14 protein-coding genes are annotated in these 18001 nt (G+C 40.1%); 3 read left to right on the top strand and 11 right to left on the bottom strand.

What is annotated here, in order from left to right:
• Positions 1 to 52: 52 nt before the first annotated feature.
• Positions 53 to 1606, bottom strand: a complete 1554-nt coding sequence (locus tag PQ477_RS17925; RefSeq protein WP_144558938.1) for an ABC-F family ATP-binding cassette domain-containing protein — start codon at positions 1604 to 1606, stop codon at positions 53 to 55.
• Positions 1607 to 1756: 150 nt separating this feature from the next.
• Here PQ477_RS17925 and PQ477_RS17920 point away from each other — a divergent pair, with 150 nt between their 5' ends.
• Both PQ477_RS17920 and PQ477_RS17915 read left to right on the top strand, forming a co-directional pair.
• Entirely contained in the window at positions 1757 to 2335 is a 579-nt protein-coding gene (locus PQ477_RS17920; RefSeq protein WP_144558937.1) for an RDD family protein, read from the top strand.
• A 158-nt stretch (positions 2336 to 2493) separates the two neighbouring features.
• On the top strand, positions 2494 to 3630 hold the full coding sequence (locus PQ477_RS17915; protein WP_274272605.1) for an MFS transporter: 1137 nt from the start codon (positions 2494 to 2496) through the stop codon (positions 3628 to 3630).
• Between the two features lie 46 nt (positions 3631 to 3676).
• On the opposite strand, the gene PQ477_RS17910 is transcribed toward PQ477_RS17915, so the two are convergent.
• The 8 genes from PQ477_RS17910 to PQ477_RS17875 all read right to left on the bottom strand — a co-directional run bounded on the left by PQ477_RS17910 (position 3677) and on the right by PQ477_RS17875 (position 14072).
• The gene (locus tag PQ477_RS17910; protein WP_060705745.1) at positions 3677 to 4681 is read right to left on the bottom strand and encodes an NADP-dependent oxidoreductase; all 1005 of its coding nucleotides are present in this window, start codon (positions 4679 to 4681) and stop codon (positions 3677 to 3679) included.
• Between the two features lie 81 nt (positions 4682 to 4762).
• Positions 4763 to 5521, bottom strand: coding sequence for a response regulator transcription factor (locus PQ477_RS17905; RefSeq protein ID WP_035398339.1), 759 nt, complete (start codon positions 5519 to 5521; stop codon positions 4763 to 4765).
• A gap of 4 nt (positions 5522 to 5525) precedes the next feature.
• Positions 5526 to 7196, bottom strand: a complete 1671-nt coding sequence (locus PQ477_RS17900; protein WP_274272604.1) for a sensor histidine kinase — start codon at positions 7194 to 7196, stop codon at positions 5526 to 5528.
• A gap of 226 nt (positions 7197 to 7422) precedes the next feature.
• Entirely contained in the window at positions 7423 to 8817 is a 1395-nt protein-coding gene (uxaC, locus tag PQ477_RS17895; RefSeq protein WP_060705740.1) for a glucuronate isomerase, read from the bottom strand.
• Positions 8817 to 11213: a glycoside hydrolase family 31 protein gene (locus PQ477_RS17890; RefSeq protein WP_274272603.1), complete on the bottom strand. Its 2397-nt coding sequence runs from the start codon at positions 11211 to 11213 to the stop codon at positions 8817 to 8819. Before PQ477_RS17890 ends, uxaC begins: the two co-directional genes overlap by 1 nt.
• A 25-nt stretch (positions 11214 to 11238) precedes the next feature.
• Positions 11239 to 12537, bottom strand: coding sequence for a TRAP transporter large permease (locus PQ477_RS17885; RefSeq protein ID WP_035398341.1), 1299 nt, complete (start codon positions 12535 to 12537; stop codon positions 11239 to 11241).
• Between the two features lie 18 nt (positions 12538 to 12555).
• Positions 12556 to 13074 (bottom strand): TRAP transporter small permease, encoded by a 519-nt coding sequence (locus tag PQ477_RS17880; RefSeq protein ID WP_035398343.1) that lies wholly within the window; start codon positions 13072 to 13074, stop codon positions 12556 to 12558.
• Positions 13071 to 14072 carry a TRAP transporter substrate-binding protein gene (locus tag PQ477_RS17875; RefSeq protein WP_274272602.1) on the bottom strand — a complete coding sequence of 334 codons (1002 nt, stop codon included), beginning with the start codon at positions 14070 to 14072 and terminating at the stop codon, positions 13071 to 13073. Before PQ477_RS17875 ends, PQ477_RS17880 begins: the two co-directional genes overlap by 4 nt.
• Before the next feature lie 144 nt (positions 14073 to 14216).
• Here PQ477_RS17875 and PQ477_RS17870 point away from each other — a divergent pair, with 144 nt between their 5' ends.
• Positions 14217 to 15188, top strand: a complete 972-nt coding sequence (locus PQ477_RS17870; protein WP_186370779.1) for a LacI family DNA-binding transcriptional regulator — start codon at positions 14217 to 14219, stop codon at positions 15186 to 15188.
• 39 nt (positions 15189 to 15227) lie between these two features.
• Here the strand turns inward: PQ477_RS17870 and PQ477_RS17865 are convergent, their stop codons facing one another.
• Together PQ477_RS17865 and PQ477_RS17860 are read right to left on the bottom strand one after the other, a co-directional pair.
• Positions 15228 to 16880 carry an ABC transporter permease gene (locus PQ477_RS17865; RefSeq protein WP_210244253.1) on the bottom strand — a complete coding sequence of 551 codons (1653 nt, stop codon included), beginning with the start codon at positions 16878 to 16880 and terminating at the stop codon, positions 15228 to 15230.
• Position 16881: 1 nt separating this feature from the next.
• The gene (locus tag PQ477_RS17860; RefSeq protein WP_035398345.1) at positions 16882 to 17976 is read right to left on the bottom strand and encodes an ABC transporter ATP-binding protein; all 1095 of its coding nucleotides are present in this window, start codon (positions 17974 to 17976) and stop codon (positions 16882 to 16884) included.
• Between the last annotated feature and the right edge of the window lie 25 nt (positions 17977 to 18001).

Below are 18001 nucleotides of genomic sequence, written 5' to 3'. Positions count from 1 at the left end.
TATAAATATAGAAAAAACGAAGATGAGCTTGTCATCTTCGTTTTCGTTCGTATTAGACGACTTTTGTCGTCCAGCTCTCACAGTTCCATGTTTCCGTAACAATATCTTGATAAAATTCTGGTTCGTGGGAAATCAACATAATGCTACCTTTGTATGCCTTTAATGCGCGTTTTAGTTCTTCTTTTGCATCTACATCTAAATGGTTTGTTGGCTCATCCAGGACTAAAATATTCGACTCTCGGTTAATCAGTTTGCATAAGCGGACTTTGGCTTTTTCGCCTCCACTTAACACAACCATCTTACTCTCAATGTGTTTTGTAGTAAGGCCACATTTTGCTAGAGCGGAACGAACTTCTCCTTGTCCGAGAGAAGGGAACTCTTGCCAAATTTCTTCAATGCACGTATTATTCGTTGCTTTTGCCTCTTGTTCAAAATAACCAACCTCTTGATAATCGCCTCGTTCGACTGCACCAGAAATAGGCTTTTGAATGCCAAGTAAACTTTTCAAAAGGGTCGTTTTCCCGATACCGTTCGCTCCAACTAAAGCAATTTTCTGCCCACGCTCCATCCGTAAATCAAGCGGTCTAGATAATGGCTCATCGTACCCAATAACAAGCTCTTTTGTCTCGAAAATAAGCTTACTTGTTGAACGAGCTTCTTTGAAATGAAATTCTGGTTTTGGTTTTTCTTTTGCAAGTTCAATGACATCCATTTTATCCAGTTTCTTCTGCCTAGACATAGCCATGTTTCGTGTGGAAACTCGTGCTTTATTCCGAGCAACAAAGTCTTTTAACTGAGACATTTCCTGCTGCTGGCGTTTATACGCTGCTTCAAGCTGTTGCTTTTTCATTTCGTGCACTTCCAGAAAGTGATCATAATCCCCAACATAGCGGTTTAACTCTTGATTTTCCATATGATAAATTAAATTAATAACACTGTTCAAAAATGGAATATCATGAGAAATAAGAATAAACGCATTCTCATATTCCTGTAGGTATCGTCTTAGCCATTCAATATGTTGTTCATCTAAATAGTTTGTCGGCTCATCTAGTAAAAGAATGTCCGGTTTTTCAAGTAATAGTTTCGCCAGTAATACTTTCGTTCGCTGTCCACCACTTAAATCTTCTACATCTTTTTCTAAACCGACATCATCTAGCCCTAGACCACGAGCAACTTCTTCCACTTTTGCGTCAATGGTATAGAAATCATTGTTCGTCAGCGTGTCTTGAATGACACCAACCTCTTCTAATAGCTTTTCCAGCTCTTCTGGAGTGACGTCTCCCATTTTCTCGTACATTTGATTCATTTCAGTTTCCATGTCGTACAAATACTGAAACGCACCTTTTAGCACATCCCGCATGGTCATTCCACGCTCAAGAACGGTATGCTGGTCTAAATAGCCAACTCGAACTTTCTTTGACCATTCTACTTTTCCTTCATCTGGCATAAGCTTACCGGTAATAATATTCATAAACGTTGATTTTCCTTCACCGTTTGCACCAATTAATCCAATATGTTCGCCTTTTAATAATCGAAACGAAACATCTTGAAAAATGGCACGATCACCGAAGCCGTGGCTTAAATTTTTCACTGTTAAAATACTCATCTATTATCAATCCTTTATGCGTAAGCGTTATCTGCTTTTCCAATAAACAATTGTACCACAACTATCCCTACAGTGTAAGCTTACACTCCTGTCAGGCTATATAAAAGTAGAGAATATATGGTATATTCTAAAAGGGAAAGGAGGGATCATATGGAAACAAAACCAGCAGGATTTTGGATACGACTTGGGGCCCTTTTACTTGATGGTATTTTATTTAATGGATTGGCATTTCTTCTAGGATTATTCTTACTAGCAGCTTGGCAAGATGGTATTACAGAATTAGCACAGTTTTTGTACGCACTACTACTACCAGTTTTTTGGTATGGTTACACGGTCGGTAAACGGGTGTTTAAGATTCGCATCATTCACATGGACGGTACAAACGTAGGAATTTGGACAATGATTAAACGTACTATTATTGGCGGCCTTATCTATGTGTTACCTATACTTATTAGCGTTACAATCCTCTCTTTCACTGTTGATACACGAATATGGCTAACATTCGTACAAAACAACGATTTAAGTGAGGAATTCATTTTATCTGGATTCGATTTCACCATACTAGCTCTTGGCTTTTTTCCATCTTTAATTTTATTAGTTGCTAGTGCGTTTATGGTTGGCTTATCAAAATCAAGACGCTCCATACATGACCTTATTGCAGGCACCTATGTTACGAAGCAGTCACCAGCAGAAACAGAGAAGATTGACAAAGAAGCAAATGAACATTGACCGATTGACACTTCCTTAAAGCCGTGCTAACTTATGAGTAATTACGTATTCAGGCGACATAACTATGGGCGTTATGTTAGCGAATTAGCACATGTATGCTTTAATGCAGGGCCTCCCGTTTCACAGGAGGTCCTGTTTTTATTTGGGGAGGAACCGTTTTGGACAAAAGAATTTACCTATTAACAACGCTTACCTTTATTGTTGGCCTAGTTGAATTAATTATTGGAGGTATCTTACCTTTCATTGCAGCTGATTTAGATATCACACTAGGTCAAGCCGGCTTATTAATTTCTGCTTTTTCTCTCAGCTTTGCGATTGCTGGTCCGGTTTTGCTATCCCTTACTGCAAAAGTGGAACGAAAAAAATTAATTATGATTGTTCTCGTGCTATTTTTGTTTTCAAATGGTATTGCGGTCATCAGCAATAGTTTATTCGTACTTCTTGTATCACGTATTTTATCGGCATCAGGTGCGGCTCTCCTTGTTTCGCTATGTTTAACCATTGCATCGCAAATTAGTTCAGAAGCCTATCGCTCCAGAGCCATTGGAACTGTATTGATGGGTGTAAGTGCCTCGTTAGTATTAGGTGTGCCATTAGGTCTATTTCTTGGAAACGAATGGGGGTGGCGGGCGCCGTTTGTCTTTATTGTAGCTGTAACCTTTATTTTAATGGTATTGATCCAGTTCACATTAAATCCCATTGAACCAAAGCCGTATGTGCCTCTATCGACACAACTACGTGCCCTACGGAAACCAACTATTTTGATGGTACATTCTGTTTCCATTTTGTTTTTTATTGGTCATTTAACACTATATGCGTTTTTAACACCCTTCTTACAATCAACGTTACATGTATCAGGGAATGCCCTAAGCTTTCTTTATTTGTTATTCGGTATAGCGGCTATTTGCGGAAGTTGGTTTGGGGGATATGCATCGGATCGATTTGGCAATCGACAGACGATGGTTGTCGCATTATCCTTTTTTGCCTTTGTCCTGTTTATCATACCGCTTGTTTCAAACAGCGGGATACTACTTATTCCACTTTTAATGTTGTGGAACTTTTTAAGCTGGACGATTACACCGGCTATACAAGGACATCTCGTTGCTTCTGCACCGAAAACGTCTGACATCCAACAAAGTATTAACAACTCTGCTACTCATGTTGGTATGGCCATTGGCTCGGTTGTTGGTGGATTGACAATTGATGTATACACGGTCGATTTCAATGCCCCTGTAGGCGGTTTATTTGCTGTCATTGGATTAATTGTTGCGATTATCGCTGTGAAAATGAAATAAAAGTCGACGAGAAAAAGCGTTCATACGATCGTATGAACGCTTCTTTTTATTTCTCTACTTTTACAAGCTGCTTGCCTATATTTTTCCCTTTAAATAAACCAAGAAAAGCTTCTGGTACTTTATCGAATCCTTCATGAATCGTTTCTTCAAACTGTAATTCATCGTTTTGTAAATAACGTGATAAATCCGCGTACGCTTCCTTGTAATGACTTTGGAAATCACCTACAAGGAAACCTTGCATTTTCACACGAGCTTTTACCAGGTATCCTTGCACCCGTCTTCCTATATCTTCTTCTCCTTGTTCTAGATTATACGAAGAAATCGCACCACAAACAGGGACTCTAGCGAATGAGTTAAGAAGCGGCCAGACTTGATCTGAGATCTCGCCACCAACATTTTCAAAATAAACATCAATTCCATTTGGACATGCTTGTTCTAATGCTTGCCCCACATGCTTTTCTTTGTAGTCAATAGCCTCGTCAAACCCGATAGAACGAATATAGTCTGCTTTTTCCTTTGAACCAACAATGCCCACAACATGTGCACCTTTTCGTTTAGCTAATTGCCCTGCAATGGACCCAACGGCACCTGCTGCACCTGATACCACGACCGTCTCGCCTTCTTTCGGCTCGCCAATGTGATACATACCAAAGTACGCCGTGAGCCCTGGCATTCCTAACACACCTAACGCTGTTGACATCGGTGCTCCGTGTAGGTCAAGTTTACGTACAGTGTCTGCAGGAACAGTATTGTATTCTTGCCAATTTAATGCACCTGAAACAATATCGCCAACCTTTAACTTTTCTGATTTTGTTTTCGTGACTTCTGCCACAATTCCACCGTTTAAAGGTTCTCCTATTTGAAAGGGTTCTACATACGATTTTGTATCGTTCATTCTTCCTCGCATGTACGGATCAACTGAGAGATAGCGGGTTTTTAACGTCACTTCATCTTGTGTAGGCTCTTTCACTTCCACCTCTTCATACGAAAAAGTCTCTTCACTAGGCCACCCGTCAGGCCGTTCACGCAGTCGAATTTGTTGTTGCTTCATCTTGTCTTTCCTCCTTTATATCCATCTATTGGTTTATTCCACGTTAATCCTCGTATTAAACAGATGGATCAAAAACGTCCATCACATACCCTTTTTGAGGAATTGCTTTGGTGAAGTACCAATATACTTTTTGAAAACTGCACTGAAATATTTGTAATCGCTAAACCCCGTTTGTTCAGCCACTTCATAGACTAGACTATTTTCGTGCTGCAATTTTTGAATCGCTTTAGTTAATCGATAACGGGTTAGTAACTCATTAAAACTATACCCCGTTCGCTCTTTTAATTTTGTATTCACGCTTACAGTTGAAAGACCAATCACTTTACTAGCCATCGCCAAGCTAATTTTTTGATCATAGTGTTTTTCAATATATCGAATCGCATCTGCAGCATAACTAGAACCTTCTGTCCATTCTACTTTTAAATCAAGTACATGGCGATGACTGTTCGATTGGCTCGATGATCTTTTTTCTTGTACACTCATTGCTAACTCATGAAGTGTCGCTTCAAAGTCTTTTAAATCAACAGGCTTTAATAGATAATTGTGCACACCTAGTCGAATCGCTTGTTGTGCGTATTGAAATTCTCCATAACCTGAAAGAATGATGGCTTCGTACTGACAGACGTCTTTTGTTTCTTGCAACATTTCCAAGCCATCTTTAAAGGGCATACGAATATCTGTAATCACAATATCTGGCTTTTTCTCCAAAATAAGCTGACAGCCCTCGATTCCGCTTTCTGCCGTACCAATGACAATGCAGTTCGTTTTGAGCCAATCAATTCGGTAAAGTAATCCTTTTAAAATAATTGGTTCATCTTCTACAATAATGACTTTCAACATGGTTTCACCCCTTTTGTAGTGGCAACGTAATTGTCATAATTGTTCCCTCTTCAACTTGTGAGTGCATCATTAAACCATAATCATCTCCGTATAAAAGCTGTATAAGCTGATGTACAGTATGAAGACCTGTTTGTTCTGATGCTTCTTTTTCTCCAAGATAAATCGCTTTAATTTCTTCCACTTTTTCTTTAGCAAGGCCCATTCCGTTATCTTTAATCTCAATCGTTAGCAGATCACCGTCTGTCTTGATCGTTACTTCAATCGATAAAGAATGGGTTTTATGAATATTATGTTTGATTGCGTTTTCAATTAATGGTTGAATGAGTAATTTTGGAATAGACGCTTCGTCTAATATAGATTCTGGAATGAACGTCATTTCATAGTGTAGCCTTTTTCCATATCTCATTTTTTGTAAAGAAAAATAATCGTTAAGATAACGTATATCCTCTCCGAGCGGCACTAATGTTTGTCCAAAGTTAGCGTTATAGCGCATCAATGTTGCTGTTTTCACTACCATGTCAGAAGCACTTTGCGGATCAGCCATAAGTTCATATTTAATCATTTCAAGAACATTGAAAAGAAAATGAGGATTAAACTTTGCTTCAAGATGCTTTAATTCACTGATACGCTTCTTCTCCATTATAATTTGATTTTCATCTAACAATCGCTCAACCTCAGATACACGACTTCGGTATTCTTCATAAATAATTTCGACTTCTTCATAATTCGGCTCGTGATCAAGATGACTATACTTCTTTTTTGATGCCATTAGCGCGACTAATCCATCAAATGGCTGCAATGATTTCGCGACAATCTTTGGTGCAACAAACCAAACAACGAGTAGAATAGCAATACTACTTATCATCATTGTCAATACACCATATAACACCAGTAAACGATAAATGGATATTGGTGTCATTGTAATGATCTGAATCCCTTGCTTAGAAAGAGTCGTTTGTGTTTTATAAAACATGTCTCCGTCATGCGTAATCCAGTTCCCTTTTCGATTCACGTCAAGTTTTCCTAGGGTCGTCAATCCATAGGAATAATTAGAAAAAATCACATTCTCAAACAAATCGGTTACGTACACATAATGTTGATCTGGAAACGACTGTAAGTCGAGGAAATAAAACAAATACCCAAGTAAGCCTTCCTCTCCACCGATTGCCGCTGAGAAAACATAGGAAGAGCGATGATGAACATCTCGTAATGGGCTCGTTAAACGCGTCCCAACGACACCAGCGCCTTCTAACTTATGAGTAAGAGCATTTAAAGCAACACCATTTCTTGCCTCCTCCTCTGTTCCGCTATAAAAGCTTGTAGCCACCACTTCTTCATCATCATTTAACAACAAAAAATTTGCATGTAAGGACTGATGATTTCGAAAATCATACAAGATCTTATAAGCCTCACTTGCTTGTTCTCCTGTTTCTAAAAAGGTGTGAATCGTTGATGAAGCATTAACTAGCTCTTCCATCCCATTAGAATAGGCTGCGAATCCAGATTCTACGTCAGCTAAAACATGCTCATGATTTGCTTCATTAGGCTCAATAACTGTTAAACGAAATACGATTGATAATAATAATAAATAAATAAAAAAGATAACAGTAACCACCACGATGGCATAGGTGAAAAAGGAGCGCTTAATCTCGTCTTTCATTTTCTTTGATTTCATATCGATTCACCTCCTGTAACGATACGTATAGCTTTTTTTCTTCGCTATTATCTCTCCTCTTATAAACTCATTTACTAGTTCTCTCCTTTCATCAAGTAAGCGTTATCATTCCATCATAAAGCACAATCTCCATATTTGAATAAGTTTGCTTTTTTGAAAAACGAATTTATTTTCAGATAATTCTTTCATAAGACAAAAAAAGCCTCTCTTTAGAAAGGCTTTCTGATCAAGATTCAAAATATCGTTTTGCATTTTGGTAAGAAATAGCTTGTATGAGTTTTCCTGCTTGTGGCAAATTAGCTGGAATCTCTCCATCTTCCATCCATTCACTGATAAATTGGCATAGAATACGTCTAAAATAATCGTGGCGAGCAAAAGACAGAAAGCTTCTCGAATCTGTTAACATTCCAACAAAATGAGACAAAACTCCAACAGATGCCAAACTTGTCATTTGGCGGCGCATACCGTCTTTTGTATCATTGAACCACCAGCCTGATCCGAGCTGCATCTTTCCTGGCAGTCCTTCTTTTTGGAAGTTGCCAAGTGCACCCGCAATCATTTCGTTTTTCGTCCAATCGAGATTAAAGCAAATCGTCTTTGGTAGCTTGTCCAATTGTTCAAGCTCATTAAAGAAACGATTTAATGAAATGGCATACGAATCATCTTGGATCGAATCAAATCCACTATCTGGGCCGATGGTATCAAAAGCAGCACTATTGTTGTTACGAAGAGGACCAATGTGGAGTTGCATGACCCAGCCCTTATCAGCGTAAGCTTTCCCTAAATGTTCGAGAACAATAGATTGAATAAGTGTTCGTTCGTGTTCGTTCAAGCGCTTTTGTTGCAGCAATTGAGTAAATAGCTCTTCTGCCTGTTGAACAGTAGCTTTTTCAAACCGAAATTGACCAATACCGTGATCACTTGCTCGACAGCCACGTTCATGAAAGTAATCAATTCGATTCGTTAATGCTTGAAGGTACGACGATACATTGTTTATGTCAATTCCAGTCACATTTTCTAATTTACCAAGAAAATCTCGGAAGTTCTTTCCACCTACTTGCAAAGCAGCATCTGCACGAAACGTTGGTAACACTTTTGTTACAATTGTTTTATCTTGAGCAATTCGAACATGCTCCTCTAATGAATCGATAATTTGATCGGTTGTACAAAGTGTGTCTACATTGGCTTGCTGAAGCAAAGACCGCACTGTGACTTTTTTTTCTTGTAGCTGACGATTGGTCTCTTGCCAAATGCTTTCTGCTGTTTCTTCCGATAATAACGTTGAAATGCCAAACGTATGTGTTAACTCCATATGCGTCCAATGATACAGAGGATTGCCGAGAAGTTGAGGAACCGTTCTTGCCCATGCGAAGAATTTTTCTTTATCCGTTGCAGGACCAGTAATGAGCCTTTCTTCAATACCACATGCTCTCATCGCGCGCCATTTATAATGATCGTCACCTAACCACAACTCGGTAATGGTTTCATAGGATTTGTCATTCGCGATCGACTCTGGATCTAGGTGACTATGAAAATCATAGATAGGCATTGTCTTGGCATAATCGTGATACAGCGTTTTTGCATACTCGTTTTGAAGCATAAAGTTTTCGTGTATAAACATTAGCAAATCACTCCTCTTTGACCCGATTCAATGGTTTTACCATTAACTATGAGTGTTCGTCTATCTCCTGTTGCAATAGTGAAGATGGCTTCTTTATAAGGTAGTACATACCCATGGTGATCTACCGTAACAGTTATAGATATTGTGTCTGCCGTAGTAGTCATGTCTAAATGAACAAGAGCATGGTTTTCTTTCCAATCACGTGAAATCCCATCGTCCTCATATAACGTATAGCTGCTGCGGTGATTCGCACCCTCTTCCGGAAACAAAAGGAAGCCCCGTACATCCTCATCTTTCTTTTTAAACGTTCGTTCGGCACCATTCACTGGTATCATGGAGCCTGCTTTTACAAGTAAAGGCGTTTCATGATCCGGTGCAGGCAATGTCACTTCAGTTCCTCCAGCAACAGCTGTTCCCCGATAAAAATCAAACCAGCCCCCTTTGGATTTCGGTGCATACACACGCCTCTCATCTACACCAGGCTCTACGACAGATGCAACCAAAAATGCTGGTCCAGCGAGGAAATCATCATTTTCTTCCCAAGTCTTGGCATCCGCTTCAAAATCAAAGAATGTTGGTTTCATAATAGGCTCATGGCGCGTGCGCGCTTCATAGAACGTCGTATACCAATAGGGTGTTAACATGGAACGAAGCTGAATGAGCGCGCGAATGGCTGGTGTCGCCTCTGGATACATCCATGGTTCATTTACGGTTTGATCCTCGTTCCAAGAATGAATGGTAAAGCGTGGATGAAAGATCCCATTTTGTACCCAACGGATAAATAACTCTTGATCTGGCTTTGGTCCGGCAAATCCACCGACATCATGACCATAGTTGTAAATACCTGACAAACTCAATCCTAGACCGGTTTTCGTATTGAAGCGAATCGTTTTCCATTCTGTGCGATTATCACCTGTCCAAGTCTGAACGTAACGCTGCATTCCTGGCCCTCCAGAACGCGAAATAAGAAACGGCCGCTCTTCTTTTGTAAATGCCTCTTGTGCCTCAAATGACGCTTTCATCATTAATAGTGGAAACAGCCCGCGAATGGTCTGAAATGGTAGCGCGTGATCAAATCCATTCACTTGTGCGTGTTCATTCCAAATTTCATATTCATTGTTATCGTTCCAGGTGGATGAAATACCGTATTCAAGCAACTGGTTTGTCACTTGTGTCTTCCACCAGTTGAATGCGTGCTTGTTCGTAAAATCAAGATAGGCGCCACCACCATCCCAAAACTGAGCTAACTCGGTTTTCCCTTGACCATCAGTAATAAAATAACCGTTTTCCTCAAGTTCTTCATATGCAGGATGACCTGCTAAAAAAGCTGGCTTAATATTCGCTGCAAGCCGCAAGCCTTTTTCACGGAAATCCGCCGCTAGTTTTTTGGCGTCAGGAAATTTTTCTTTGTTCCAATGAAACACATAACGCTTGTCTCCGATAGAAGTGTAACCAGAAGATAGTTGAAAAGAGTCACAGAGAATATCGTGCTCTTCACAATCAGCGATAAATTGATAAAGCTGTTCTTGCGCATTGGACGCATCTGTATAGCTCATGGTTGATCCAGAATATCCGATGCTCCACTTTGGTGGCATCATTGTGTTTCCTGTAAGCCACGTATACGTTTGCACAACGTCTCTTACCGTTGGACCACCGATCATATAATAGTCCAAATCTCCAGCTTCTGCTTCAAAGTAACGATACAAGCTATGGTAATTATCTAATTCTCTTCCAAGATCGATATAGCCTGGTGCAAGATTATCATAAAACAAGCCGTAGGAATAACTCGTTTTCGGATTGCGCGTGATATAAAAGGGAATATGTTTGTATAGCGGGTCTGAATATTGAGCGTCGTAACCCATTGCATCAATTGTTAGATTACGGAAACGACCATGGTGACGATTTAACTCCCCTGTTCGTTCTCCTAGCCCAAAATAGTGCTCGCTAATATCTCTTTTTAAATAATGTTTAAGCGATTTCCCTAACTCGCCTTTAAAATTATATGCTTGAGTCATTCGATCACTGGCAAATTCAACCCACTCACCTTGCTGTTTTTGGAACCATGCCATGCGAAATCCTTCTTTTTGAATCACTGCTTTCAGTTCATTTGTAGCGATTTCTATATGACGATCGTACTCTTTCGTCGCAAACGTCGGACACGTAAACCCTTCAGTGCTGAAACGCGGACGTCCTTCTACTGGTACATCATCGCAGCCTGGAGCAATGCTCCATGTTTGCGGTACTTCTAAACCCTCTTCTTTTTCAAAAAGAACTCGAAATATGCCTTGTTCAAGTACAAATACATATGCTGTCATTTGCGCTTCCGAACTATAAAAAGATAGTAAAGAGCCTTTTTTTTCTTTCAGCTCAAATTGATAGGGTGCTTGAATATTCATGGGTTTCTCTCCTTTTTCTATCGTATTACATTAAACCAGCGAGTGTTGGTAACCATGTGCTCAGCGCAGGAATCATTGTGACAATCATTAATACGATGATAATCCCAATATAAAACGGGACAAGCGGTCGCACGACTTCTTCAATTTTCACTTTTCCAACTGTGCTTCCTACGAATAAAGCACTTCCCCCAGGTGGCGTAATATTACCGATACACAGATTTACAATTAAAATAACACCAAAATGAACAGGGTCCATACCAAACTCCATAACAACTGGTAGAAAAATAGGCGTAAAAATTAAAATGGCAGGTGTCACATCCATTACGATACCAATAAGCAATAGAATGAGATTAATAAGTAACAAAATGAAGATAGGATTATCCGTTAATGATAAAATGCCTGTACTGATGGCACTAGGAATGCCTGTAAACGCCATAACGAGAGAAAGCATGGCAGATGTCCCAATTAAGAACATAATGACAACCGTTAACTCAACAGCTTCCTTGAAAATACCAGGCAGTTGTTTAACTGATAGACTTCGATAGGCAAACGATAAGAGCAACGCGTAAATGATCGCAATAGCCGACGCTTCTGTTGCCGTAAAAAACCCCCCGATAATTCCTCCGATAATGATAATCACAAGGAACAAGCTTGGGACCGCTTCCCAAATGACTTTTAAAGGACTACTACCAGCCTGATGTCGTTTCGCTGTATACCCTTTGCGTTTGGCGAGAATATACGCCACAACCATTGTTGCTAGTCCCCATAAAATACCTGGTATGTAGCCTGCTAAAAACAAAGCCGCAACAGACGTTCCACCACTAACGAGAGAATAAATAATAAAGAGTCCAGTGGGCGGAATAATTAACCCTGTTGGTGCTGATGCAATGTTGACAGCAGCTGAAAACTTACGGTCATAGCCCTCTTGTTCCTGAAGGGGATGCATCACTTTGCCAATAGCGGCTGCGGATGCAACAGAAGAGCCCGCAATAGAACCGAATAACATATTTCCGACAATATTTGTATGAGCTAAGGACCCTGGTAATTTACCAGTTAGAAGACGAGCAACGTTAACCAATCGTAGCGCAATGCCTCCTTGGTTCATAATAATGCCAGTTAATAAGAAAAATGGCACAGCTAGTAATGTAAAGCTATCAATTCCTGTTACCATCTTCTGAGCAGAGGTGAAGACCGCCGCATCAAAAGGGGCAATAAGGAGCATTGTCACAATCGATGCCCCTGCAACACTTATCGCAATAGGAACACCGATTACAAGCAATAGTAAAAACACAACAACGAGGCTAATTCCTGCAAGTAAGGCCATTTGAATCTCCTTCTCTAGTTAATCGTTTTTCAACTGAATGGTTTCGGTTTGTTCGTGCGGCGCTCCGTTCTTTCTAGTAAACAGTTCCGTTAAACAAAACCATGTAATGAGCACACCTGAAATGGGCAGCGATAAATAAATGTACCCCATTGGAATACCTAAGGAAACGGTTTGCTGTGTCATCGTTAAAGACACGAGTTGGATGCCTCCATACACCATGACGACTAAGGCAAACGCTAGCAAAAATAGTTGCGCTAAGAAGCGAACGGCTTTTTGCAATCGAGTATTTAGACGGTTGACGACCATTTCAATGGCAATATGTTTTTTTAGGTGAAAAGCATATGCACCACCGATCATTGTCACCCAGATTAAGGAGTAGCGCAGAAACTCTTCAGAAAACGTGCTTGGCGCATTTAGAACGTAACGGCTTACCACTTGCCATACGGCAACTAAAACCATTACACCGAACATACTTGTTGAGACAAACATGATAATTTTCCCGATCGTTTTGTTTATCCTTTCAATCACTACAATCACTCCCCCCTCTCCATAGCTCGGATACGTTCGTAGTACTCTGCCATTTCTTCGTTTGAGCGAACGGCTTCATGCATCGGTTCTACAAGGTCCCGAAAGGCTTCTTTATTCACGTCTTCATGGAACGTTACGCCCAATTCTTTTGCAGCTTCAACAGAGCGCTCAATTTCTTCTGCCCATAGCTCTTTATGAAACTGGCTGGACTCATCGGCAGCTTCTTTAATAATGGCACGTTCTTCTTCGGAGAAGCTGTCCCAACGTAATTTGCTAAAAATGAGTAAATCAGGCACAATCGCATGCTCTGTATACGAATAATCCTTTGCAACTTCACCGTGATTATTTGATATTAAAGCGGTTTCATTGTTTTCAGTTCCATCAATTACACCTTGTTGTAAGGCAGTATAGACTTCACCGAAAGCCATTGGCGTAGGAGCCCCACCCATAAGACGTGTCATTTGTATGGCGGTTTCGCTTGGCTGTACCCGAATTTTCAAACCTGCTAAGTCTTCTGGTTCTCGTACCGGTTGATTAATAGTGTACATATTGCGTGTTCCTGCGTCATAATAGGTCAGTCCAAAAAAACCGCTGTCAGAAGTGGAATCATAGATATCAGTAGCAATAGAGCTTTCCATCACCTCATAATAATGATCTTGATCCACAAATAAGTAAGGAATACTAAATAATGCATAGAATGGCGAAAAGCTTTCTAGCGCCGTTGCACTCACCTTCGTTGCATCTACGGCACCAGTTTGAGTTAACTCAATTGCTTCTCTTTCAGAGCCTAATTGGCCATTTGGAAAAATATCAAACCGTAGCGTCCCGTTACTCTTTTCTTCTGCTAGTTCAGCGAAATGGACCAAAGATTGATGGATTGGATGACTTTCATTCATATTGTGAGGTAAGCGCATAACGGTAACATCACTTGATAATGCTGTCGGTGTTGAACAGGCAGCCAAAAAGCATGTTAATGCGCTTACAAATCCAATCGATAAACGACGCATAATTCGTTCCTCCTCTGATAATAACAACGTTGTTATTTTTAATATAAATGAAAGCGTGTCCAAAATCAATGAAAACGTTGTTATTTTCGTAAAAACTACGTAAAATAATAAGAAATGAGGTTACATAAAGGAGTTAAATGGACCATGGTTACGATAAAAGACATCGCTCGAGCAGCCAATGTTAGCTATTCTACGGTGTCCAAAGCGCTAAACGATAGCCCGCTCGTTAAACCCGAGACGAAAACAACGATTTTAAACAAGGCAAAGCAGCTTGGCTACACACCAAATTTTGCTGCTAAACATCTCGTTACGAAGCGAACGAATACAGTTGGGCTCGTTTGGCCAGAAATAAACCGTGTTGCTTTAACAGAGCTTGCTCGACACGTTAACAAAATGATGGCTGATGAAGGAAAGAATATTTTATTATCCATTAGTGATCCAACCGAAGCGATCGCTCTTTTTTCGCGAATGCGTAGTGATGCCATTCTTCTATTTGAAGAAGATATCCCTCAAAATCAATTACCTGCTCAGCTTGATATGCCCCTTCTGTCTTATGGTGTGCCAGGTATTAACCAGTTTCCAACCGTAGGTGTACAGCACGAATATGCGATGGAATTAGCTGTTTCAACACTTGTTGAATCCGGCTACTCTTCAATCGGTTATGTTGGGATGGTTGACGGTATTGGTCGACGCCAGCTAGCTAAACAAACTGGCTATCTAGACGCACTAAAAAAACGCGGTCTGAAGCCTATTTTAATTGATACAAAAGGACTTAACAGTATAGATGGCTTTACCGCTCTATCTGCTCTCCTTGCTAAAAGTCCGTTACCCGAATCACTTATTTGTTCAAGCTACGACATTGCAGTCGGTACGGTTCGAGCAATTCGTCAGGCCGGTTTAACTATTCCAGAGGATGTTGCCCTAGTCTCTTATGACAATATTCCTCAACAAGCTGAAGCAGACGTCCCTCTTACAGCAGTCGGTGTACCGGTTGAAAAACTTGCAAAATCCCTTGTTCAAGAACTATTGCGGTTAATCGCAGGAGAAGAAGGACTTGTTCGAGAGCTTGTTCCGGAGCTTGTTGTGCGCGCATCATCGCATATATCCAAGCAATAAAAAACAAAAGCCCAGCCGGATAAACCGGTTGGGCTTCTATCATAAATTCATCTCTTTCTTTCCTGTTAATTTAAAAAATAGTAATAGAGATAGAATGGATGTGATCGTTAATATCGCTGAGTAAGCAGACGCATTTCCAAAGTTCCCTCTGATCACTTCAGAATAAATGGACACGGCGAGGGTTTGGGTATTACTAGAGTATAGAATGATGGATGCACTTAATTCGCCTAATATTGTAATCCAACTCATAATTGCCCCCGCTAATACGCCAGGCATCATCATTGGAACGACCACTTTAAAGAATGTACGCTTCTCTGATGCGCCGAGGCTAATCGCAGCTTCTTCCATACTCGGACTAATTTGACTAATAATGGCGGTACTTGAGCGAATCGTATACGGCATTCGACGAATAACAAAGGCCAACACCATGATAAATGCTGTTCCAGTCCAGAAAAAGGGTGCATCATTAAAAGCAAAAACGAGCGCAATACCAAGCACCGAACCTGGAATAACAAATGGAAGCATCGAAATGGTATCAAGTGTAGACGTAATGCGGTTACGCTTCCGGACCGTTAGGTAAGAAATAAAGATCCCGATAATGACGATTATAATTATCGCAAAAAATCCCAGCTTATACGTATTTAAAATCATTGATAAATCACGATTAAACAAAATGGTTTCGTAATTTTGAAGTGAAAAACGCCCTGTGTAGACTTGACCACCAGTTGTTTCTAAAAAGGACGTATAGATAACAACAAGCTGTGGCAAGATCGATAAAAGTGCAATCACATACACAACGCTATGGCTTAACACGTTCTTTATCCCAAATGATTTTTTAACCTCCATCGGCTTTAGTGCCGACATTGAATACGAATATTGTCTCGAAATAATGCGCTGTACAAGGAACAAAGCGATTGTTACGATAATAAAAATGGTTGCAATGGCTGCTGCGAAGCCAGCATCTCCACCAACTTCACTCATAAACTGCGTGTAAATTAACACGGGTATGGTTCGGTAGCCTTCACCAATCAGCATAGGTGTACCAAAGTCAGCAATAACGCGCATAAAAACAAGAAGCGCACTGGCTAAAAGGGTTGGTGTAATGAGTGGTACAACAATTTTTAACATCCGCTGAAACCCAGAATATCCAAGGCTTTCCGCGGCTTCAATTAACGAATTATCAACATTTTTCAACGCACCTGAAATGTAAATAAAAATTAACGGGAAGGACTGTAACGTTAGCACAAGGACAATTCCTGCAAACCCATAAATGCCATCATAATTCAAACCAAACGTATCGTTTACAAACTTTGTAATAACCCCACCACGTCCAAGCAACTGAATCCATGCATAGGCACCAATAAATGGCGGAGAGATGTACGAAACAATAATTAAAATTTGGATCGCTTTACTGCCAAAGATTTTCACTCTTCTTAGGATATAAGCAAGTGGCAGCCCAATTAAAACAGCAAGTAATGTTGCAACAATGGTCACTTTAATACTATTCCACAACGTAACCCAATAAAATTTACGATCAAAGAAATGGGCAAAATGTTGCAACGTAAATCCGGTTTCTGCATTGTACACACTTTTATTTAACACAAGGACAACTGGAAATAAGATGAACAACGCGAAAAATAACAGAATAAAAAGCGTAATCAGATTCCATCCATTTGCATATTTACGAAGCACTTCAGCCACCTGCCTTTATTAGCGTCTCTTCTGTTGAAGAATCAAACACGTTAATAAGTGCTGGTTTCACCTTTACTTGTACCGTTGTTCCTTCTGGAATAATGGCATGATCTTCAATATTTTGTACAACTTCTACCGTTTCTCCTGTCGTTAATGTGACAAAATAATGTGTGTTAATTCCTAAGAACATCGTTTTATTGACTGTTCCAGCGATTGTATTCACATCAGACGTTACAACAAATTCTTGAGGGCGAACGGAAACCAATACCTCCTGCCCATTTTTTGCAGCATCACTTAACGTAGTAAGCTTCTCTTTATACTGTTCATTGAATACAAGGTAGCTATCATCCCCGACCTTTTCAACAGTTGCTTTGATGACGTTTGACGTGCCTATAAATTGAGCAACGAAAAGGGTACGCGGGCGTAAATAAATCGTTTCCGGCTTATCGATTTGTTGAATAACACCTTTATTCATTACCGCAATACGATCAGAAATCGCTAACGCCTCTTCTTGATCGTGGGTTACATAAACCGTTGTTATGCCGACTTCTTGCTGAATGTCTTTAATCGCATTTCGCATCTCCACTCTTAATTTTGCATCCAGGTTCGATAAAGGCTCATCCATTAACAATACCTTCGGATTAATAACTAAAGCGCGGGCAAGCGCAACTCGTTGCTGTTGTCCACCAGAAAGCTTATCCGGTTTTTTAGCCTGATGCTCTTCAATTCGAACAACTTTCATCATTTCTTCAATTCGGCTTTTCATAGATGATTTATCTTGATGTTGTGCTTTCAACCCGAATGCAATGTTTTCCGCAACAGTCATATGTGGGAAAATAGCGTAATTTTGAAAAACCATTCCCATCTTTCTCTTGTTCACTGGGATGTTATTAATGACCTCATCATCTAGCTTTATTGCGCCTCCTTCAATGGAGTTAAAGCCGATAATCATGCGTAGTAATGTCGTTTTTCCACAACCAGAAGGGCCAAGAAGAGTAAACAGTTCTCCTTTTTTTATTTCTAATGACAGTCCATCAATCACAGTTTGATTCTCATATTTTTTGACAACGTTTTCTATATGAATGGCAACACTCATGAATGGTTCCCCCTTTATATCTATT

It is taken from the genome of Shouchella hunanensis, assembly GCF_028735875.1.
Classification (GTDB): Bacteria; Bacillota; Bacilli; order Bacillales; family Bacillaceae_D; genus Shouchella; species Shouchella hunanensis.
The sequence above is the reverse complement of the archived record's forward strand: the minus strand, read 5'-3'. Positions and strand labels throughout refer to the sequence as shown.